This is a genomic window from Anaerotignum neopropionicum (assembly GCF_001571775.1).
Lineage (GTDB): Bacteria > Bacillota > Clostridia > Lachnospirales > Anaerotignaceae > Chakrabartyella > Chakrabartyella neopropionicum.
The window spans coordinates 91,657-114,705 of sequence record NZ_LRVM01000004.1 but is presented as its reverse complement, the minus strand read 5'-3'; the positions used below and the strand labels follow the sequence as shown (position 1 = coordinate 114,705).

At 44.2% G+C, this 23,049-nt stretch carries 16 protein-coding genes; 3 read left to right on the top strand and 13 right to left on the bottom strand.

Going from position 1 to position 23,049, the window contains the following annotated elements:
- Window positions 1-25: 25 nt before the first annotated feature.
- The 13 genes from CLNEO_RS07750 to CLNEO_RS07695 all read right to left on the bottom strand — a co-directional run bounded on the left by CLNEO_RS07750 (window position 26) and on the right by CLNEO_RS07695 (window position 17,569).
- Window positions 26-1,195, bottom strand: a complete 1,170-nt coding sequence (locus CLNEO_RS07750) for a M20 metallopeptidase family protein (RefSeq protein WP_066086915.1) — start codon at window positions 1,193-1,195, stop codon at window positions 26-28.
- A gap of 36 nt (window positions 1,196-1,231) precedes the next feature.
- On the bottom strand, window positions 1,232-2,467 hold the full coding sequence (locus CLNEO_RS07745) for a Glu/Leu/Phe/Val family dehydrogenase (protein ID WP_066086913.1): 1,236 nt from the start codon (window positions 2,465-2,467) through the stop codon (window positions 1,232-1,234).
- Between the two features lie 97 nt (window positions 2,468-2,564).
- Window positions 2,565-3,092, bottom strand: a complete 528-nt coding sequence (locus CLNEO_RS07740) for a 2-oxoacid:acceptor oxidoreductase family protein (RefSeq protein ID WP_066086910.1) — start codon at window positions 3,090-3,092, stop codon at window positions 2,565-2,567.
- A complete protein-coding gene (locus CLNEO_RS07735) occupies window positions 3,092-3,838 on the bottom strand; it encodes a thiamine pyrophosphate-dependent enzyme (protein WP_066086907.1) in 747 nt (248 codons plus the stop codon). The genes CLNEO_RS07740 and CLNEO_RS07735 overlap by 1 nt, the downstream gene beginning before the upstream one ends.
- 15 nt (window positions 3,839-3,853) lie before the next feature.
- The gene (gene vorB, locus CLNEO_RS07730; protein WP_066086904.1) at window positions 3,854-4,903 is read right to left on the bottom strand and encodes a 3-methyl-2-oxobutanoate dehydrogenase subunit VorB; all 1,050 of its coding nucleotides are present in this window, start codon (window positions 4,901-4,903) and stop codon (window positions 3,854-3,856) included.
- Between the two features lie 13 nt (window positions 4,904-4,916).
- Window positions 4,917-5,132 (bottom strand): 4Fe-4S dicluster domain-containing protein, encoded by a 216-nt coding sequence (locus CLNEO_RS07725; RefSeq protein ID WP_066086901.1) that lies wholly within the window; start codon window positions 5,130-5,132, stop codon window positions 4,917-4,919.
- A 125-nt stretch (window positions 5,133-5,257) separates the two neighbouring features.
- Window positions 5,258-5,710: a hotdog fold domain-containing protein gene (locus CLNEO_RS07720; RefSeq protein WP_066086899.1), complete on the bottom strand. Its 453-nt coding sequence runs from the start codon at window positions 5,708-5,710 to the stop codon at window positions 5,258-5,260.
- Between the two features lie 595 nt (window positions 5,711-6,305).
- Entirely contained in the window at window positions 6,306-7,094 is a 789-nt protein-coding gene (locus CLNEO_RS07715; RefSeq protein WP_066086896.1) for an IclR family transcriptional regulator, read from the bottom strand.
- Between the two features lie 136 nt (window positions 7,095-7,230).
- The gene (locus tag CLNEO_RS15770; protein ID WP_157723509.1) at window positions 7,231-7,524 is read right to left on the bottom strand and encodes a hypothetical protein; all 294 of its coding nucleotides are present in this window, start codon (window positions 7,522-7,524) and stop codon (window positions 7,231-7,233) included.
- Window positions 7,525-7,582: 58 nt separating this feature from the next.
- Complete coding sequence (locus CLNEO_RS07710; RefSeq protein WP_066086894.1) at window positions 7,583-12,082, bottom strand: S-layer homology domain-containing protein; 4,500 nt, start codon at window positions 12,080-12,082, stop codon at window positions 7,583-7,585.
- A 31-nt stretch (window positions 12,083-12,113) separates the two neighbouring features.
- A complete protein-coding gene (locus CLNEO_RS07705; RefSeq protein ID WP_066086892.1) occupies window positions 12,114-16,820 on the bottom strand; it encodes an S-layer homology domain-containing protein in 4,707 nt (1,568 codons plus the stop codon).
- A gap of 21 nt (window positions 16,821-16,841) precedes the next feature.
- Window positions 16,842-17,201 carry a response regulator gene (locus CLNEO_RS07700; protein WP_066086890.1) on the bottom strand — a complete coding sequence of 120 codons (360 nt, stop codon included), beginning with the start codon at window positions 17,199-17,201 and terminating at the stop codon, window positions 16,842-16,844.
- On the bottom strand, window positions 17,198-17,569 hold the full coding sequence (locus CLNEO_RS07695) for a response regulator (RefSeq protein WP_066086888.1): 372 nt from the start codon (window positions 17,567-17,569) through the stop codon (window positions 17,198-17,200). Before CLNEO_RS07695 ends, CLNEO_RS07700 begins: the two co-directional genes overlap by 4 nt.
- 303 nt (window positions 17,570-17,872) lie before the next feature.
- Here CLNEO_RS07695 and CLNEO_RS07690 point away from each other — a divergent pair, with 303 nt between their 5' ends.
- From CLNEO_RS07690 to CLNEO_RS07680, 3 genes are read left to right on the top strand one after another with little or no spacing between them, the layout of a single operon-like run.
- A complete protein-coding gene (locus CLNEO_RS07690) occupies window positions 17,873-18,598 on the top strand; it encodes a LytR/AlgR family response regulator transcription factor (protein ID WP_066086885.1) in 726 nt (241 codons plus the stop codon).
- The gene (locus CLNEO_RS07685) at window positions 18,595-20,661 is read left to right on the top strand and encodes a peptidase (RefSeq protein WP_066086882.1); all 2,067 of its coding nucleotides are present in this window, start codon (window positions 18,595-18,597) and stop codon (window positions 20,659-20,661) included. The genes CLNEO_RS07690 and CLNEO_RS07685 overlap by 4 nt, the downstream gene beginning before the upstream one ends.
- Window positions 20,654-22,600: a sensor histidine kinase gene (locus CLNEO_RS07680; RefSeq protein WP_066086880.1), complete on the top strand. Its 1,947-nt coding sequence runs from the start codon at window positions 20,654-20,656 to the stop codon at window positions 22,598-22,600. The genes CLNEO_RS07685 and CLNEO_RS07680 overlap by 8 nt, the downstream gene beginning before the upstream one ends.
- Window positions 22,601-23,049: the final 449 nt, after the last annotated feature.

The following is a 23,049-nucleotide window of genomic DNA, read 5'->3' as shown; positions in this document are numbered from 1 at the left end:
TCCTTTATTGTCCGAATATATATTACTATTTTAAATACTCTAACGCAGTCAACACATGGATTTTAACACCCGTTAACAATGTTTTTTCATCAATATTAAAGTCACATCTATGGTGAGGAATATCGCTTCCAACCGCCGGATTGCCCGTTCCCACAAATACAAGGGCTCCGGGTATGTTGTTATGATTGATATACTCTGAAAAATCTTCACCGCCCATGCAGCAATATGGAACAACCTTATTTCCATCAATAATTTGATTTAATACACATTCTTTTAGAAAGGCTACGCTTTTTTCCTCATTAATCACAGTATAGCTGCTGGGTAAAAACTCAACCTCACATGAAACACGATAGGCTTCACAAATAGCCTCCACCATACGCTTGAAGCGTCTTCTAGGCTGCTGTACCCCTTCATCATCACCATCATAAAGATATCTAAGTGTTCCTTCCATTTCAACAGTATCTGCAATGATATTGGAGGATGTTCCACCCTGTATTTTGCCAAACATAATCACCGTTGGCTCTAACGGGTCAATTTCTCTTGTTTGAATGCTTTGTACGGTTTGAATAATATTTGCGGCACATACAATGGGATCAACAGAATTTTGGGGTGAAGAAGTATGTCCTCCCTTTCCACGAAGTACAATTTTAAAATTATACATTTCTGCCATAACTGGGCCGCTCTTCAACCCAATATACCCACTGGGAATGGGTGTCCAAAGATGAATTGCAAAAGAAGAATCCACTCTTGGATTTTCCAGCACCCCTTCTTTTACCAAAAAGCTTGCACCATCTTCTTCTTCATTTGGTTGAAACACCAGCTTAATGGTTCCATGAATATCCTCTGTTCGACGGGACAAAATCTTTGCTGCAACCAACAGCATGGCAATATGTCCATCATGCCCACAAGCATGCATTACCCCAGGATTTTCGGAAATATATTCCACATCATTCTCTTCTTGAATTGCCAAAGCATCCATGTCGGCTCTTAAAAGCAAAGTTTTGCCGGGATATTTTCCTTTAATTAAGGAAACAACTCCTGTTTTTGCAATCGTTTTAGGCTCCAAACCTAAATCAGTTAAGTATTCTTGAATGAACCTCGAAGTTTCATATTCCTGAAATCCCAACTCAGGATGCCTATGAAAGTGTCGTCTCAGTTCTATGACCTCTTGTTTGTAGTCTTCAAAGTTTAGCATGTCACGCCGCCTTCCAGCTCTCAAAACTTATAATAATTAAATCCAACCACGAGCTTTCATGGAATTCTGAAGTTTTGTAAGCGCATTGATCCAAGCGCCATTTCTCATAGATGTATCATGCTGTTCAGATGCCGCTTTCGTTGCTTTGTATGCTTCTACAATTCTTTCTTCCAATTTTGCTTTTACTTTGTCAGCAGACCAATAATCATCTGTTAAGCCCTGTGTTCTTTCAAAGGAACAAACAATTGCACTGCCGCAATTTGTCAAAACATCAGGAACAATCTTAATTCCCTTCGCCTGAAGAATCTCTTCCGCCTCTGGTGTTGTAGGACCGTTTGCCGCCTCCATAATCAATTTTGCTTTAATTCTATCAGCATTTCCTGCATTTAATACGCTCTGCACTGCTGCCGGTACTAAAATATCGCAAGGCAACTCAAGTAAATCTGTATTGCTCAAACCAACCGTGCCAGCAAAACCTTCTACATAACCAGTTTTTGCAACATGCGCAACCAAAGCAGGAACATCAATGCCATTTTCGTTATGAATCGCATTTTTAATGTCACCGATTGCCACTACCTTAAAACCAGCTTCATGAAACAAAAGCGCAGCGGTTCTGCCAACATTGCCGAAACCCTGAATCACAATTTTTGCATCCCCGGGGATACCCATATCTTTTACCGCTTCTCTTGTAACGAAGAATACGCCTGTACCAGTAGCTTCCATGCTCAACTGGGTTCCATTTGCTGCCACGGGCTTATCGTTGATTGCAGCAGGCTGATGAAACTGCTTGATTTCTTCTAATTCATCCAGCATCCATGCCATTGTTTTGCCACTTGTGCCAATATCTGCGCCGGGAACGTCCACCCAAGCCCCTTTCATAGGTAGCTTACGGATATATGCACGGCAAAGTCTTTCATACTCGCCTTCGGAAAGGGTTCTAGGATCAACCTTCACCCCACCCTTGCCGCCACCGGCAGGGATACCCGCAACAGCATGCTTAATTGTCATCCAGAGGCCCAAGGCTTTCACGATGTCCAAATCCAAATCAGGCACAAACCTTAAACCGTTTTTCACCTGTCCTAGGGCATCATTAAAATGCACTCTGTAAGCTTCAAAAAATCTCAATTCACCGTTATCCATCTTCATTGGAATTGTAAATTGAAAAATTCTTTTGGGCTGTTCCAGATATCTCACTGCATCAGGATTGATTTTGCCAATTTCAGCTGCCGCATGCAGTGAAGCTTGTGATGTTTCAAAAGGATTGTTGCTCATTTTCGTTCCTCCATTCTTATACTTCTTCCTTAATAACTTTTTGCCGCACTATATTTTATGTTAAAATACATTGCCCTCTAGTTTAGATTGCTATTCTCTAAAACTGATACCCTCTATCAAGAGCGGCTTCGTTGATTGGAATCAATCTTTCTTTACTTCCAGTAAAAACAGCTTTTAATTCTGCCTTTACCGAATCTACATCCACAAAATCCAAATGCTTCATGGCAACGCCCAAAGCAACCATATTTGCAACCTTAGCATTCCCAATTTCATGAGCAATATCATTAGCGGGCACATAAATCACATGAATATCCGTTCTTTCAGGTTTGATTTCAACCATATTACTATTAATAATCAAATATCCTCCCGCCTTCACTTGTTTTTCATAGTCCTTCAAGGAACGTTCATCCATCACCAGCAATAAGTCGGCTTCAGAGATGATGGGTGATCCCATTTCCTCAGAAACAACCATTTGACACATTGTACGGCCACCACGTTTTTCTTGACCATAGGATGGTGCAAAAGTAACAACATATCCTTTTTTCATAGCTGCTGTACAAATCAGCTCGCCAATAGAAATAGCACCTTGTCCGCCTATGCCTGAAAACATAAATTGACTTTTCATCAGTGATCCACCTCCGTATCCTTGAATACACCCAAAGGATATACCGGTATCATGTTATCTTCAACAAAATCCAGTGACTTTAGGGGTTTCAATCCCCAGCCCGTTGGACAGGGTGAAAGAATTTCCACAAAACTCATGCCTTTGCCTTCCATTTGCAGCTCAAGGGATTTTCTAATGGCTTTTTTGGTCATAGCGATATTTCTTGGGCTATTTACTGCAACTCTCTCGCTGTAAATGCACCCTGTAATATTGGAAATGAGTTCCGCCATATTTACAGGCGCTCCTTCATGCGCAATTGATTTGCCATAGGGTGTTGTTGAGGTCTTTTGCCCCTCCAAAGTAGTAGGAGCCATCTGACCACCAGTCATACCATAAATCGCATTATTCACAAAAATTACGCTGAATTTTTCACCACGAATTGCAGCATGTATAATTTCAGACATACCCTCAGAAACCATATCTCCATCACCTTGATAAACCACTACAAGGTTTTGAGGACGAGCACGCTTAATACCCGTTGCAAGTGCAGGTGCCCGTCCATGCAATGCACAAATAGAATCAGTTTTAAAATACTGGTCTGCATAAACAGAACATCCAATGGGCCATACCATAATGGTATCTCCCAACCAACCTTTTTCATCAATAATTTCAGCAATTAATTTATTTATAATTGCGTGTCCGCATCCTCCGCAGTATTTGAAATAGTTATCCTGCAGTGCAGATGGTCTTTTATATACAACTTGCATTTCTCGCACTCCCTTCTATTTCAAATACAATTCACGGATTTTTTCATATAATTCTATGGGGGTAGGCGTAAAACCACCTAAGCGACCATAGAATTGAACATTTTCTTTGTTTTTTACAGACAGCTTTACATCTTCCACCATCTGCCCTGCATTCAATTCAACAACGAAGAATTTTTTATCATCCATATCTTTGAATGCTTTTTCAGGGAAAGGCCATACTCTCTTGGGACGAATCATCCCCACCTTTAATCCATTTTCTCTGGCAAGCTTTACAGTATCCAAGGCTACTCTCGCAACGGAACCAAATGCTACAATAATAATCTCCGCATCCTCTGTTCGAATATTTTCCCATTGCTGTTCATTTTCACGAATGGTTTGAAATTTCTCCTGTAATTTCAGGTTAAACGCTTCCCATTGTGCCGGACCATCCCCGCAAGTTGTAATTACATTGTGCGCTCTGTTTTTCGCACCGGTAACCGCGCCTTCAAATGAAACATCCTTGGTAACAATCTCACTTGGAAGTTCAACGTTTTCTCTCATTTTTGCCAACGTGGCATCACTTAACAAAACAACAGGATTTAAATACTTCTCAGCCAGCTCAAAAGCTTCCCCTATCATATCTACCTGTTCTTGAACAGAATAGGGTGTTAAACAGATTACATTGTAATCTCCATGACCGCCGCCCTTGGTTGCCTGGAAATAGTCGCCTTGAGAAGCTAATATTTCACCATCGGCCGGACCCGGTCTCATCACGTTTACAACTACCGCCGGCAATGCTGCCGCTGCCATATAGCTCATTGCTTCCTGTCCAAGGCTAAACCCTGGGCCTGCCGTGCCTGTCATGGCTCTTTTACCAGCCGCTGCTGCTCCTGCAATCATGTTAAATGCGGCCACCTCTGTTTCTGCCTGCACAAAAACCAAATCTCTACCAGGTGCCTGTTCTGCATAATACTCAGGCATTTCACTGGATGGTGTAATCGGGTAGCCAAAGAACATCTTGCAACCCGCACGAATTGCAGCTTCTGATAATGCTGCATTTCCTTGCATAAATACTTTTTCGCCCACGTAATCGCCTCCTTTACTCCAAAACGTCTTTCATTACTTCAATGGCTCCTTCAGGACAAACGCGAGCACAAGTTCCGCAGGCAATACATTCCTCCATATTTGTAACTATGGGGGTGTAATATCCCTGCTTATTAATTTTTTCCCCATTTACCAAAATTTTTTTGGGGCAAAATTTAACACAGTAATGACATTCTTTGCATCTATCAAATTCAATTTTTACAATATTCATAGGAGTATCTCCCTCCTTTTTCTTTTTTTGAGGAGGGCGGATTTAAAATTATAATCCGCCCAATGTCTAAAGTCTAAAGTAATGAGTAAATTGCTCATTATTAGCAAGTAAAAATTTGTTTCTATTTATTCACCAGGATGTTTTCTGTCTTGAAATGAAGATTCCTGAGGGCCTCTCTGGTCTTTTTTTGCAATATAAAGACTACCTGTGGCTGTACCACACAATACAGGAGGTTCGCAAGCTGTTGCGGCTGTGTGCTCGATCCCTGTCATATCAGCATCTGTTCTGTTGAGCATGGTAGCAACCTTCCAAGCCTCAAATTTACATAAATAGGATTGATTTCCAACTTTTTCAATCCAACCATGATATTCCATAAAATCACCTACATATACAGGTGCTGTGAATTCAATATCTTTATAGCCTAAGAACAAGCTTATGTCACCGTCTACATAAACCATAAGCTCTGTACCAACGTCGCCCCACTGATTTACGATTCTAGCGCCATTAACCAAATCTCCTACATAATGTCCATCTTTTGCACTCATCATTAAGTGATGAACAACCTTTTTACCTACCATAATTTCATTCTCCTTTCGTTCTACATTGTAGAATGTTTATTTTTTAAGAGGGAATTGTTTGTTTCTATTTCATTATAAGGAACAGCGTTCTCAATGTCAATGTTATTCTAAATAATATTCTAAATGAAAATCGGCCGGTTATTACAGTAGATTTTTGTAAATAAATTCGTATTATCCTTGCGTTTGCGGCTTAGCAAATTCCACAAAAAATTATGGCTTTTTCATAACCCTCTCCCTTTTTTTCAAAAGCAAAATTTATTTGTATCCCTGTAATTATTGGTAAAATCGCCCTTTCCACGCTTTGAAAATTATCACAAAGGCGATTGAATTCATTCTCATAATATAGCAAGTTCAAATCTTTTTAGAAAAACAAATTCCTATTGATAAGCTCTGTATAAAACGACCTAACCTTTTGAATCAACCGTAGTAAAGCCCTTCCTTTTAAAGTAACATTATCAAACTCTATCGCTAAAACTATTATTGGGGGTAAAAAAATACTCCCTTAAGTTATTTACATAACTTTTGGGAGTACTCATTTATACTTTGCGATACCACAAAGTTAAAACTTCATTTAATATTTCAGAAATTCACATCTTTATATCCCTTGATATCCTAAAAAATCAGACAACTCCATAGCAGCCTCTTTTAACTCTTTTATGATCTCTTCCTTTTTTTCTTCTGTATAACGACCTTTCGGAACACTTATACTCATTGCTGCCGCAATCTTGCCTTGAAAATCATACACAGGTGCCGCTGTACAGATTAATCCATCACAGAATTCCTCGTCATCAAAAGCATACCCTTGGGTTTTCACTTTCCTTAATTCAACATACATCTCCTCTAGATTAACAATTGTTCGCTCCGTTAGTTTCTCTAACTGAAATGACTCAAAATAAGTTTTTACTTCTTCTTTTGTTAAAGAGGCAAGAAATTGCTTTCCTAATGCAGTTGCATACAAAGGTTCTCTTTCCCCCACTGAAACGCTGGAACGCAAACGACGGTCAGGCTCAATCTTGCATATTATTACAACTTCCCCATTGCTGTAAACACCAAGATTTACGGTTTCCTTAAAATGACTGCATAATCTTTCCATAATTTTCTTGTAGCTTGTTTCACTTAAATAATGATTTTCAGGAATCATCTGGGCAATATCATAAAGTCCCCATCCCAATCTGTAGCCTTCACTGGTTTTTTCTACAAAACGATAAGCATATAACGTGTCCAATATTCTGTGAATTACACTTTTGCCCAAATCCAATTTTTCATTAATCTCCGCAATACTCATACCTTCGGGAGACACAGATTCTTTTAGACACAGCAATATGTCAATGGATTTTTCCAATGTTTGCACAGGATACTTTGGTTTATAATTATTAATCAACATAACTCCTCCGAAAATAAATAACGTTCCGCTCTACAGAACGTCAATCTTTTATATAGAATCTAATGTCAGTATATCATATGAACAACAAATTGTAAATATATGCTGATATGTATTTTTATGCTTCTCCTTATAAACGCTAATTTAATTGGCAAGAAAAAGGCATTTCCTCCAAAGTTGTTTCGTTAGATCCTCTTATGACAAAGAACCTACCCTTAGAATAGTGGGAAGGCTCTTTGCATTTTTTACTGCCAAGCTTATTATAGCACAATGTGTAACCAATCTCCTCAGCAACGTCTGCATACGGGATTTCAAAAGCAGATGCCATGACAGGTGGTCTGTGGCGGACGGGGAGCGTACTGTCCACAATATGAAGCAGGGTGATACAGCTACTGCCGGACACTATAATGCCCGGCAGTAATCTTATCCCCATACAAATACAAAGCAAGATACTTAATATTTGTTTTGGTTTATTTTATCTTATGGTTTTATCATTTTCCCATATACCGATACAGAAACGAAACAATCTGCCCACGGGTACAGGGTGTGTCAGGACTAAAGGTGGTTGAGGTAGTACCCTGCGTGATACCCTTTTCAGCCGCCCAAAGAATTGCATCATAATTGTACGCATCCTTGGCAACATCCGTATAAGGATTTGTAATGCTTGCCATTGGCTTGCCTGCCCCACGCCACAAGAAGGTAACCGTCTGTCCACGGGTTACGGTTGCATTGGGGCTAAAGGTTGTTGCAGTTGTTCCTGCGGTAATGCCTTTTTCCACTGCCCAAAGAACTGCTTTATAGTAATAAGCATCCTTGGAAACATCGGTAAAGGAGCAATTTGCAGCGGTAGGTTCGGGAGAACCCATAGCACGCCACAAGAAGGTAACCATTTGTGCTCTAGTACAAATCATGCTGGGACCAAAGGTGCTACTGGTGGTACCACTAGTAATATCCTTTTCCACTGCCCATTGTACCGCATCATAAAAATAGTCGCTGTCTTTTACATCAGTAAAAGGATTTTTAGTTTCTTTCGTTTCTTCTGTTTTTTCCGTTAATTCAGTCCATTTTGCATAAACCGTGGTACTTGCTGTCAGCGTTACGCTAGTGATTTTCTTGGTTAATGCTTCATCGGAGTACCATCCTGCAAAGGTATAGCCTTCACGAGTGGGTTTGTAGTCCTTCAAATCAACCACTACGCCGTTGGTTTTAGTAACACTGGCAATGTCAGAACCGCCGTTTGTCTTAAAGGTGAGGGTGCGAGTAAGGCTTACACCACCGCCACCGCCGCTACTGCCACCGGAATTACTGCTTGCTTTCTTGAAGGTCAGCAATCCTTTTACGGCGCCTATTAAGTTAGCAGGCGAAGGATCTTCATTTGTTACGCTTAAACTGCCGTTTGTGGGTACAAGACTCCAGTAGGTATAACCAAAACCTAAGTCATTGCCCTGCTCGGATGTTATTTTTGTTCCGCTTGGCAAGCCCGGAAGATTAATTACTTCGTTCTGTTCTTTGTTAGAAGATGTATCAACAACACAGAAAGGCGCAACTGTGCCGTTTGTAATCAGTTTACTGCTACTGTCTACTGTGAGTGTACCATCAATAATATATACACCATAATCACAACCTGCGGTCAGTGTTGAACCGCCTGTAACATTGACATTTCCATGGGCTTCTATTCCCCTTGAGCCATCACCTTGTGATCCTACATTTAAAGAAGCGCCATTTCCCACATTTACTTCGCCGCACAAAACTGCATAGCCCTGTTGGGCGGAAAGGTTTAGCACCGTGCCAGAACCACTTACATTCAAGATGCCATCGTAAACGCCCAGAGAGAAGACCCCATTTACCGTGACTTGTGCACCATCTTGAACGGTAACCGAATCACCATTTGCCCCTAAAGCGATAATACCGTTAATGTTAAGGGGCGCTGAACCGCTAAATACAATGTGTGCATAGTTACCGCTAGCTCCACTGATATTGCCGCTGATGGTGCTGCCTGAAGTAGTGTTGATGGTTGTGTTATTGGGCAAGGTTAAACCGCCACTCACAACGACATCACCAAGTGTCAGTGTATTGGTGACATCATCCCATGCGTAGCCGTCGTCAGCAACAGTTGCATTGCTGTGGCCGCCAACACTCAAGTCAAGATCGCCGATGATTTCTTTCACCGCAACACCATCGTTTGTGTAGGAATCCCACGCATTAGCCCATCCTTCTGCGCTATACGCCGTTGCCACTCGTACAACACCGGTACCGGAAAGAGGCAATGCCTGAATCTGTGCCACCGTTGTACCTTCTGGCAGGATGATATAGGTATTATTCACGATAGATGCACCAGTACCGATGGTCAAGTCACTGTGGAATGCATTTTGTTTAAATTCCAGATATCCTTCTTCTGCCAGTGTTAAAACCGCTCCAGAGGTCAATACCACCTTCGCAGTTGGACTGACGATGAGTCCGTAATAATCACTGACCGTAAAGCTGCCATAAATGGTGGTGGTGGTAACACCAGCATCCACAGTCTCATATCTTGTGTTTAATTTTGCCCCACTGTTTACTGTCAGTGCAGCAGTAGCATCATCATTTTCAAAAAGATATGTATCCAGCGAGCCACTGCCAGTAACTGTAATTGCATTGTATGCTTTTATTTGAAAGATCTCATTCTCTCCCTCTAGGGATAGCACAAGAGGCGCATTTGGCAGGGTGAGAGAAGTCAAAACTACATCATGCAAGTTTAATGTTGCAGGGGTTTCGCCAACTGCAGGTGCGACAGTAAGATAGCCATCATTTACATCCATGTATGCTGGTTCATCGGGAAGAAGAAGAGTAAACGTATTACTGCCCGATGGACCCGCATCCAAATAAATGTTATTGTCAATATAAATATAATAAGAGTTATTCACTGAATCGTAAAGCCTTATCTTGCCGCTGCCGCTGATATGCAGAGCCTGAATTTGCGCTACATTGTAGCTATAGGGCAGTTGGATTTCACCATTGTTGATAATTTGCCCGTTGTTTGTCACGGAATTTGTATTTTCGAGGGAAAGGCTAGTTCCCTCGGGGATGGTCAGCGTTGCACCTGTGGCGATTGTAACATCTCCAGTCAGATATAATCCACTTGGAACGGTTACATCACCATAAACAGTGCGGGCAGAAGCACCCTCATCAGAAATTGTTACGATACCATTCAACTTTACATCACTATTTCCAAAGGAGAGTGTATAGCCTGTATCAAGAATGATACCCTCTTTTCCACCGCTAGCGTTCAAGGTGCCGTCACCAGACAGAATAATATTTCCAACCTTAACACCTATACCATAGCCGTGTTTGGAGCTGATATTATTTTCATCCTCTACCTGAAGGGTGATGCTTCCTTTCGGCAGGGCAATGCCCATTTGTTCTGCTCCAATTCCGACGCCACCTATAAGCTCCGTTGTATTTTCAATGGTGGCGTTATGAAGAACCAGTGTGCCGGTGTAGCCATCTGTTGCGTTACCAGTAACGTCCTTCCACAGGGCATAGCCATTTCCTGCTGGATAATAGGTATCCACGACAGGAGTGGCGGTGACTAAATCCAAACCGGCAGATGCATCCCCACCATCTGCTGCGGAAATTGTACTGCCATCAGCAAGGGTAATGCTCGTACTGTTGCCATTTTTGTCAGTTAGCTTAACGACACCTCTTTCAGAGATTAACGTTGGGGTAACGCCTTCTCCATAGATTGCCGCTACGCTATTTGATCCTGTTACCTCTATATTACCTTTCGCTTTCAGCGTAACCGCCGTATTGGCGTTAATAACAGGAGCTTCGCCTTCACTCAAAATAGAAATACTGCCACCCGTTGTATCAATAGATACATTGACAGCGGCAATCGCCATACCATCGCCAGTGTTTTCAATATTGATATTGCCACTGGCGTTGATCGCAACATCAGCAGCATTAGCACAAATAGCAGGTGCCGGAGACTCATTGGCTATTACGGTGACATCATTTGCCCCATTCACCGTCAGCCCACCGACTGCATAATTATTGGTGCTAGAAATAGCTACATCCCCAGTTGCTGTGATATTTGCAGTACCGGTTATCGCTTGCGCCTTGGAACTTGAGACAGTGACATCCTGCGCCTTTGTTACCGTAAGGTTACCGTAGATAGCACTACTGTTAGTGACATTCCCAGTGTTTTCAACCTGAATATTGCCATTGGCAGAAAGGGTGATATTGTGGGCAGCCAGCAGCGGAGTGTCGCTTGCCCCTGTCAAAGATAAATCACTCTTTGTGGCAGTAATGGAAATTGCGGTTTCATCAGTATTTTCTGGATTTGAAACAGCGTCAACTAACATTCCATTATTGGTACGACTGCTTACACTGACGGATTCGCCCTCTAGTGTAACTGTACCAGAAGTAGCTATTACAGACACAAAACCGCCACCTGAAATAGAAATATCACCACTGGTTTGAAGATTTACAAGCGTTTCAAATAAAGCGCTGCTTGCGGTCGATGAAATGGTAATGTTACCTGAATACCCCTCTTCCGTTTCCACGGAACCATTCGTGATTGCAGGTATAGGGTTGGTGGAGGTTTGTTCAGCACTGAAATCCACACTTTCGGATAATGAAAGTGAACTATTGTTCATATTCACTGCCGGTCCAATACTACTGCTTAGGCTCAAGCTACCAGAACCAGCAATAACCAATTCGCCATTGCTGATACTAAGAGGATTTGGGCCTCCACTGGTTAAGCTGACATCACCCGATACGGTGAGAACGCCATCACTAAAAGAAAGGTATGGTGTATCCGTCGGCGGTTCATCGGTGGTTTCTACCACGAGGGCAAAACCATCATCATCACCAGTGATGATGGTATAATACATACCGTCCGCTAAAGTAGTCGTGCCGATGGTAACTTCGGGGTCCGCTGCAAAAGCCATTACGGGCAACAGCCCCAGCACCATGCAAAAGCTTAGCAAAATACTAAAAAATCTTTTTTTCATGTTGTACCTCCTAAAATTTTTTATGACGTTTTTAATTTTTTGTATATTTTAACAAAAATGTTACAATTTGTCCACGGGTGCATGGCTCCTCAGGACTAAAAGTTGTTGCGCCAGTGCCCTGTGTAATGCCATTTTCAGCCGCCCAAAGGATAGCATCATAATTGTATGCTCCCTTGGCAACATCAGTATAAGGGTTTGCAATGGTAGCCGTTGGCTTTCCTGCCCCACGCCACAAGAAGGTACCCGTCTGTCCACGTGTTACAGTTGCATTTGGTTCAAAGGTGGACGTAGTTGCGCCTGCGGTGATATTGTTTTCCACTGCCCAAAGGACAGCCTTATAGTAATAAGTATCCTTGGAAACGTCGTTGAATGCACAATTTGCAGCCGTTGGTTCGGGAGAACCCATAGCACGCCACAAGAAGGTAACCATTTGTGCTCTGGTGCAAATGCTGCTAGGATCAAAGGTGGTGTCGGTAGTACCGCTCGTCACACCGTTTTCCACTGCCCATTGCACTGCATCATAATAATAGTCGCTGTCTTTTACATCGGTAAAAGATTTTTTTGTTTCTTTCTTTTCTTTGGTTTCTTCGGATTCAGTGGTTTCACCTACATTTTCAATCCATTTTGCATAAACCGTTGTGCTTGCTGCCAGGGTTTCACTGGTAATTTTCTTGGTTAATGCTTTGTCGGAATACCAGCCTGCAAAGGTATAGCCTTCACGCGTGGGTTTGTAGTCCTTCAAATCAACCACTGCGCCGTTGGTTTTCGTAACACTGGCAATGTCAGAACCACCGTTTGTATCAAAGGTGAGTGTACGAGTTATGCTTACACCACCGCCACTACTGCCGGAGCTGCTCTTTTTAGCCTTCTTGAAGGTCAATTCACCTTTTGCAGCACCTGTTAAGGTAGCCAATCCCATTGCAGTTTCACCCGTTACGCCCAAAGCTTCATCTTTTATTAAGCTCCAGTAGGTATATTTTTTCTCGCTAAACACAGAGATTCCTTTTATGGATGAAATTCCTGTTCCTTGTGGAAGCATTTTGTCAGGAATATTTACAGTATCTTCCTGCCCCTTACTGGAAGATTTATCTACAACACAGAAGGGAGCAACTGAACCATTTGTTACAAGCTTACTACTGCTATCTACTGTGAGTGTACCATCAATGATATATACGCCGTAATCACAGCCTGCACTAAGCGTTGAACCGCCTGTAACGTTGACGTTTCCATTGGTTGCTATTCCCACTGAGCCAGTACCCCGTGAGGTAACGTTTAAAGTAGCTCCATTACCCACATTTACTCCGTCGCACAAAACTGCATAGCGCTCCTGGGAGAAAAGGTTTAACGTCGTGCCAGAGCCTATAACGTTCAACGTACTATCTACTACGGCCGACAAGCTTCCGTTTACTGTGATGTCTACCCCGTCCTGAACGGTAACAGAATCACCGGTTTCATCTAAGCTAATGCTGCCGTTGATGATAAGGGGTGCTGAGCCGGTAAATATAAGGTTCGTTTGAGAACCACTAGCTCCACCGATATCGCCAATGATGGTGCTGCTTGAAGTGGTGTTAATGGTTGTGCCGTCGGGCACAGTCAAATCGCCACTCACGATGATATCCCCAAGGGTCAGTGTATTGCTCGTGTCATTCCATTCGTAGCCGTCCGCCGCAACGGTTGTGCCGCTGCCACCGCCAGTGGTCAAGTCAAGACCGCCACTTATTTCTTTCACTGAATCACCTTCGTTGGTGTAGGTATCGAAAGTAGGAGGATCGTCTTCATTTGTATATACCCGTACTACACCGTTGCCTGTCAGTTTCAGTGCCTTAATCTGCTCGACCGTTGTGCCCAGCTTCATTTGCCATATACCATTATTCTCCAGCACGCCACTGTTTTCCACATTAACAGCGCCTAAAACCATTGCCTCTACACCGCTATTTATTGTCACCTTTGAACCGCTGATGGTAAGGTCGCCCGTAATCAAAGCACTACTCTCCTCGACGGTCAGGGCGCTGCCCTCGCTGACAGTCAGGCTATATTGTTCTGTTTCTGTGAGATCCGCAAGATGAACTGCATCACCAAAATCTCCACCGCTAGCGGATACCTTTGCGCCATTTTTGAGAATCACATTTCCCTCTGTATTGATGCCGTAACACTCGCCATCCATGGTAACACTACAGCCGTCGATGGTTAGTGCGCCCATTCTGGTGCACTGCCATGCGGAAACAGTCAGAGAATCGTCGCTGCCGCCTTGAATGGTCACTGGCTGCGCTATACCGCTGCTGCTTGAAATCGCGCTGATGCCTACGCTGCCATTGGTCTCGTTGCTGTTAGTAATACTGTTCGTCCCTTCCAGCTTGATCACCGTTTCTGCGCCCAAATCAAGAGGGGTTGCGCTGGAAGAAGTAATGCTGGCATTGTGTAAGGTTAGCGTTGCCTTTGTTTCGCCATTTGCAGGGGTGAACAGCGCATAGCCGTCTCCTGCCTTATAATAGGTAGTTACAGTAGGAGGAGTAGACAAATCCAATCCAGTGGAGGCATCCGTCCCAGTGCTTTCTATGCACAAAATTCTGGAATCGATTGCGTTTGCGCCACTAATGGAAACTGCACCGATAATCATGCCTGCATCCCCAATGGTAACCGTGCCTTGGTCATTTGGAGCGATGATTGCCTTCGCCTTGTTATTTCCGCAAATCAGCACATCATCCGCCTTGATATTCACATTGGAGGAATTGATTGCCGCCCAGCTATCGCTGCCACTGGTTCCAGTGATGGAAACACTCTTGCAGTTATCCGTGCCATCCGTGTTTGTGATGCTCACGCTACTTGCCAGAATGCCATCTTGGATAGTGCCTGCAATGGACACCTCATTTGCCTGAATGGTCAGTGTTCCCACCTTAAAACCATAGGCACTGGTGGAGGTTAGCTTGCTCCCAGCGGTGATGCTGACATTTTGATTGGATGAATGAATTGCAACGGATGCCATACCAGTGCCGTTGAGCGTAATATCCTTGGCTGCTGTCAATGCCACCCCACCGGAGGATTTAACGCATTCATAAGAATCACCACAGCTCATTTGGATACTTCCATTTGTTGAATTAACTGATACCACGTCGGAAGTATCACTCTTACCACTGTTGATACTGCCGCCATTGCTTGCGTTAATAATTACATCATTCTGCGCAGTCACAGTGATGGTTCCAGAAGTGCTATTTAGGGCATAACCGCCACCGCCATGAGTAATGTCAATTTTGCCACTTGGTGCATTTAGGGTAATGTCATTTGTCCCCACTATTTTTTCTTGTTTATATGTCTTTCCTGTATCATCAAACACAATATCTCCGTCCGTGGCGGTGAGAGACACCGTGCCACCAGAATAGAAAGGATAGCCCGAATTCGACGTAATGCTCTTTGCCGAAACAGTGACATCCTCAGCAGTGGAAATCGGCTGAGATGCAGTATCAAAGGTCAGGTTACCATCAATGCTTATGCTGACCGCACCCATACCGTTGACATTAACGCCATAATATGAACCCGCAAGGTTCAAATTGCCCTCGCCTGTGACGGACAATGCCTGCCCGTTGGTATAAATGACATCTTTGCTGCCCCCTGCCGTCAATGAATTATTTCCAGTGACAGTAATGTCAACGGGTTCTGCTGTCAATAAATTCAAAGCGGTAGCATCCGTCGTGTTGATGGTTGCGTTATTCAACTCCAGCTTTGCCTTTGCTCCGCCCTCTGCGGGGGTGAACAGTGCATAGCCGTTCCCTGCCTTATAGCGTGTCACTTCTGTGGGTTGACTGCTTGACAAGTCCAGACCGCTTTCCTTTATGTCACCGCCATAAGGGATGAATTCCCCATCCACAAGGCAATAAAGGGTGCCATAATCAAATTGGATTCCGCCGCCCCCAGAAATCTCGCCAAAAATACCGGGCTGATCCTTGGTTTTTCGATTCATGTTTAGCGTGCCGTTATTCTCCAAAACGGCACCGTTTTCCACCGTAACCGTGGACACATTAGGTTCTGCGCTTCCGCCAACCGAACCCATACTAAGCGTTGTGCCGCTGGCAATGGTCAGCTTGGAATCACTGTCGGTAATAATGAGATTGCCCACAATTCTACTCCTGCCACCGCTGATTGCGACCTGCGTACCGCCCTGGATGGTGACAACACCATTTGAGTTATAAAAATTATCGTTTGCATTTGTCTCAGTATTCTCTAGCCTCAGCGTGCCTTCGCCCATAAAGGTGATGTCGCCAGCCTGGTGAACCAGGACACAATAATTTCCGTTGCTTGTGCTCAATCTGTTTTCGCCCTCCACCTTTACAGTGACGTCAACAGGAAAGTTGGTTGCACTAGGCTGATTATCTGGCAACTTCAGCGCATAAGCATCAGAAGTGATTTCTGCATTATGCAGTGTCACCACGGCAGAGGTTGTCACGTCTACGCTTCTATAGTCAACGCTTCCCAACGTTGGGGTATACAGCACATAGCCGTCGCCCGCCTTCCAACAGTAGGCTTCCTGTAAAGCCATATAACTTTTCTCGATACCAGTGATCATTTCGATGCCACCGCCGCCACCACCATCTCCCTTATAGGTGTAATCAGTGCCGTCAATGGTGACAGTCTCACCTTCGTTCAAATTTGAAAAGTCAGGTCCATCCGTCGCCAATGCCGTTGCAGGCAACAGCCCCAGCACCATGCAAAAGCATAGCAAAATGCTAAAAAATCGTTTTTTCATGTTGTTCCTCCTTAAAATTTCTTATATACATTGTTTTAGAATAAGAGGTATGGTCGGCTCCCAATTTGGCGGGCCTGTGCCATAAAAATTTACACCAAGGCGCCTTGCTTCGGGCTCAAATTCCCTGCGGTCACACAGCCACAGGATAGGCAATGTGCTGTCTTGCGTTCGCAAATAATCACAGGCGGCAAGCCCCTCTGCCCCAGAATAGCCCACAATGGCAAGAGCCACTGAGGGGTCATTCCGCATAAAATACGCCAGCTTTACATCTCCACGCCGTTCCCGTTCATCGAAAAATCGTAAAATACGAAATCCCCTATATTGCTCCAGTATGTGGGATATTTTTTCACCAACACCGCAAAGTGCAATCATTTTTGTCATTCTTTCATTTCCTCCTTTCTTAGCTGTAAGCATCCTGTCACTGCCTCCCTCAACTCCATATCAGATACGGGTCTTTGCAGAAAACAGGTTACACGATATTGATAGCCAAATAAGCTGTAATCTTCATCGGAAATCCATAGGATTGGCACATCTGGTACTTTTTGGCGAAGCTGCCGCACCGCATCCAGTCCCGCCACGCCGTTTAACGCCACAACCAGAAGGGAGAACGGCTTTAATTCCAGCATAGACAAAAGTGCCCGTGCGCTATTACACTCCGTAATATCAAACCTTTGTGGGGAAGCTGCCTCTATCAGACGGCCTTCCCAAACATCCTCCTCCAGAAACGCCGCGCATACTGCAACATTCACACGACCGCCTCCTTTCCTTATCAAAAATGTAATTCTTAGGGAAATGCTGATTTCATGGAGGGCGCGCAGATAGTCAAAAAAATCTTAAGGGCTGTGCACACAAAATTTCCCAGTGTTTCCCTAATTGTTTCAATACTTCTTTCTCAAAATATGGAAATTCCATTGTGATTAACGTAGCACTTTTTCAAAGAAATTTCTAGGCGTTTTGCACAAGCGGTCGAAAATCTGCACAAGCGGTTACAGTTTTCCAAAATTTATGTTATAATATGAAATAGATTTATATATTCAAAGGAGGGATTTCAAATGAATGCGGCAATCGTAGACGATATGGCTACTGAATGTGAAATGCTCCGTAGCCTTTTGAAGCAATATGAAGTGGAACAGCAGAAAACGGTACAAATCAAAGAATTTCACAGCAGCAAAGAGCTGCTTTGTAATTACATACCAGGCAGCTTCGATGTTGTTTTTATGGATATTTTTCTGAACAATGAAAACGGCGTGGACTGCGCCTTAAAGCTACGGCAGCTGGACGAGAATGTCAACCTAATTTTTCTTACCACCAGCTCAGAATTCGGTGTGAAAAGCTACGATGTTCGGGCTGCGGATTACATTATAAAGCCTGCCACGTTAGAAAAGCTCACACGGGCGCTGCACTACTGCAAAATTGCAGAATCGCAAAGCGAACCCGCAATCACAGTTACCACAAAAAATCAGCCATTGGAAATCGCCCTAAACCGTATTCATTATGCAGATTTCCAGAACCGCTCCGCCTGTATCCATTTAGAAGACTGCCTTGTACCAGTATCCGGCAGCTTCTCAGAGCTTTCCCAACTGCTGACAGACTTTCCTCAGTTTATGTCCTGCTTTAAGGGCATTGTGGTGAACTTAAAGGAGGTACGGGAGCTTAACGGCGATTATCTCATCCTAAAAAACGGGGAGCAGCTACCGGTCAGCCGACGTTTACAACGGCAGGTACAACAACAGCGTTTGAGCCTTTCCGTGGGTTCACTTAGGGGGGATAGGCTATGAAACAAATGCTTGCATTGATTTTAACCGCCCTACTGCTTTGCGGAATGCTTGCACCTTCCGTTTTTGCAGAAGTACCTCCTGCTGATACAGAAACGAACGATACGGTTATGGATTCCCACAGCGACGCTGATACGGATGACAATATAGATACAATCACGCCTTCTGATACAGGTACGCCAACGGATACCGAGGAGCCCCCCGATACAGATGAAAACGACACACCGGATGAAACCCAGGATAGTTCTCTTCCCCAAGACTTTGACTATACCGACAGCATCATTTCCTATACCATTCCAGATGCCTTTACTGATACGTTTGAAATGGATTGCGAGGATACCAGCTTCACACAGCTACATAATGCACTCGATTCCGTTGGCATTTCCGGCACGGCAAAAAAGGATGACACTTCCTCTTCTCTTGCATTGTCTGTGATATGGGATTTCAGCACAGTGGATGCTGAGACACCCGGTAGCTACTCCGCTGTGGGATGCATTTCCATTCCCCATGGGGCCATACTGGCAGATGGGTTAGAAAGCACGTTGTCAATTTCCGTACAGGTAGTTGCGCCTATGCTTGCTATGTCCCCTGGGGCAATCACCCTGACCAGCTTTGATGAGCCCTACCGAACGGATGCCGTGGCGTTTGCAGTAAATACGCCCCAGGAGGTGCTTGACTCATGGTTTGCCGATTGTGTTGCAGGCTTTTCAGGCTATGACGCTGACGGTAATTACTATGATTTGGTATCAGGTGCATGGTCTTTAGATGCCGTTGATACCTCCACAGTCGGCGTATATTACGTTTCAACAACCCCAAACCTTGGAACAGAATATACGCTGGCGGAGGGTGTTTCTCTGCCCCGTCAACTGTGCGCCGTTTCCATTCAAACACCCGGTGAACCGGATATCAACTGTTGCGTAGCCGGGCGTGGCTTTTTGCATTTTCCCTGGGTAATTTCTGCTGTGCAACAAGAACAGCTAGATGATTTTACTGTATGGCTACGGCAGGATGACGGAGAATGGTCAAGTTTAAGCGATGGCTTCTTGCTTGTCTCCGATGGCCTCCAACTCTCCCAGTGGATTTTCATAAGCGGAAGCACTTATGAACTTAAGGTAACCTACCCCGGCGGTCAGACCGGTGTTCTGTCCTTTCAATTTGATGGAGAACTTAGTATAATCGATTATTCCGGAGGTGACCGGGATGGCGGTGACACTAATGGCAGCGATACAGGATCAAACACCCAGCCGGCCCCAACCACTCCCCATACACCTAACAACCCTCAAAATAAGGGCAGTCATAACAGTGTTAAAGAGACATTGGTTCCGCCGCCTGTTCCAGAGGAAGCGACGACCCAAATTCCTGTCCCTCCAACGCAATCGACACCGGAGTACTCCCAGGCAGCCTTTTCTCATGAAACAGAAGGCACTGTGGAGGGTACAGAGACATGTATGGCATTTCAACAACCAGGCACTGCTTTAACAGTGATGAATCCTGTTCCAAACAAAATTGACACCCAACAGGAGACAGTATTCCAATCTCAAGAACCCGCATCCCCTGTTTTTGAATCCTATTCTCCCACCCAAACGGAAATTTCCGCCATGCGTTTGCAAGATCTCTGCGCAGATGGGGAAAGCGTGGTTTTTGGTTCCGGTAATTTAACGGTCAGCATCCCCAGCAGTTTGCTTTTGGCGCTGAATCTGTCGGATTCAGATACCCTAACCGTTACATTGACCCAGCCGAAAAGCAATGAGATTCTTCTTGCGGTAGCGGCCTCCGGCAAATCGGTTATGGAACTAGCGGGAACAGTATTACGTCTTCGATATATGCCACTGTGGGAAAATTCGGAAATAACCGTGGGGAATGAAGCCGGCGAAAAAATCACAGACATTTCCTATGATGACGAGCTTCTGTGCTTTGCAGCAGATATGCCAGGAACTTACACGATTTCGGAATTGGCAAATGCAGAGAAAACACATAAGAGTGTTTCGCCGCTACTTCCTGCATCAATGGGCCTAATGTTGGCTGGGGGAGGAATTGCTTATTTTAGGAGGAAACACCATGGATAAAAAATCTTTTATATTGCGTCGGTCTTTGATGCTGCTCTTCATAATCACCCTATCCTCCGCCCTGTTTCTCGCTTTATACCACTTTGACAATAAGTACACAAAGACCGCGCCCCAAGCCATTAACGGCGCGCTTTATGTATCAAAGGCAGATTGGGCAAACACACCCATCCGCTATCTACAAGACGGCTGGCGTTACTACGCTGACCGCTTGCTGACACCGGAAACCTTAACGCAGCAGGGTGACAATTATCAATACCTATCCATTGGTGCGCAATCCAATTTTGCCATGGGGGACTCTCGCCGCTCTCCTCACGGAAGCGCCAGCTACGCCTTAACACTGTATCTGCCAGAAGAAGTGCACACATATACCATTGAGCTTCCAGAAATCTATTCCGCCTATAAATTTTACATTGATGATAAGCTGAAGCTGCAGATGGGCGAACCGGACTCGTTAGAATATCAGAATCAAACCCAATGTCGTATGATTACCTTTGAAGCCTCAGGAAAGACAACGCTTCTGCTGGCGGTTAGTGACCACTCATGGATATACAGCGGCCTTGTCTATCCACCTGCCTTTGGAGAACCGCTAAATTTAAATACCACTCGAGGACTGCGGATTGGCATTTGTTTGATCGTGACCACGGTGACCCTTATGCTTGCTATATTCAGCTTTTATCTTGCCATTCGTACCCGCCACAGGAACAATATCTGGATTTTTTTCCTGCTGTGCTTGGCAAGCACAGTGTTTACTTCCTATTCCGTAGTACATGGCATCCTGCCGTTATCCATCCAGCCCTGGTATTCCATAGAGCTGGTCAGTGGCTATCTGGTAACGCTGCTTGTCATCCTTCTCCACAACCGCATTTGCGATACAAAAAAATATGCACAGATAATCAGCGGTGCTTTGGCAGGATTGGTCTGCATACTGGCATTGCTTTATGGATTGTCTGCCTCACAGCTTACACTGCCATTGATGCTCGCCTTTTCCAATTTGGTTTTCGGCTTCAAGCTGCTTACCGCCGTTTATCTTCTATTCACTGCCGCAATGGCGGTTCGTCGAAATATAGAAAAGGCGACAATTCTGCTCTATGGGGATGTTATATATGCCTGTGCTTTTGTCTGGGATCGCCTTCTACCAAACTATGAGCCTGTCTTTGGCGGCTGGTTTCAGGAATGGGGCAGCTTAAACCTTGTAATCGCAACAGGCGTGGTTCTGTGGTACGATGTAGCCATGGGATACGGTCACAGCCTTATCTATGCTGAGGAACAGCGGCAGATGAAACGCCAGCTGGCTATGCAGGTGGAGCATCTTCGGCAGATGAACCAGAAGGTAGATGAAACTGCCAAACTACGCCATGACTTCCGCCATCATCTCCGCACCCTAATGACCCTTGCCAGCGAAGGGCGCTATGAAGAATTGGAAAACTATATCCGTGGTATTACGGAAATCAACGAAGGTATGCGGCTTGGCCGTCTTACTGACAACATTGAGCTGGATGCACTAGTGCAATATTATAGCAATCTTGCACAGGCAAACAGTATCCACTTCCGCACAAGGCTCCTGATTCCCGAAACGCTTAATTTTCCGATTGTTGATCTGTGTGGTCTTCTTGGAAACCTGCTGGAGAATGCTGTAGAAGCCTGCCTTCGGCAGAAAACAGGATCGAAAACGATTTTTATTGCCGGTCGAGCACAGGAAGGGCAGCTTGAATTTGTTGTGGACAATAGCTTTGATGGAGAGCTGAAAACCAGAGGAGAAAAATACCTATCCTCCAAGAGAAACGGCTTTGGTCTTGGCATTTCCTCCGTTTTGGAAAGCGTGGAACGCTATAACGGCGTAATTAATCTGTATGCCGACGACAAGGGTTTCCATGCAGAGGTTTCTCTGCCCCTTGGGATAGAACAAAGAGGAATATCTCAAAGTTTGGTAACCCGCTAAACTGATGTAAGATAAATTACTTTGTTTGAAATTTTTTTATGGAAATTTTATGGCAAAAAGAAATGATAGGTACAAAAAAGCGGCAATAACACAGATGATATAAAACTTTCTAAAAAACAATGAATCCATATTCTAATTTCTATATAAAACAAAAGGCTTCATAATAAAAATGCTTATTATTCACTCCACCGGATAACCCCTTCTCTGTCTTCATACCAAAGAACCGTACACAAGGAAAATCATATTTTGTTTAAGGGTGTCGACAAAGTTGACACCCTTCGAAGAAAACTCAACTTCTTCAAGCTTTTTCAAATATAAAAAAAACAAATAGATGATCCTCTACGACCAAAAGGCTGAAACCCCCTGACTCCCCGGATGGGCAAAGCGTATTCTGGGGAGTCCATTTCATTCGCATTCTCCTTCTCGTCCATCCCCCCAACCAGACACCG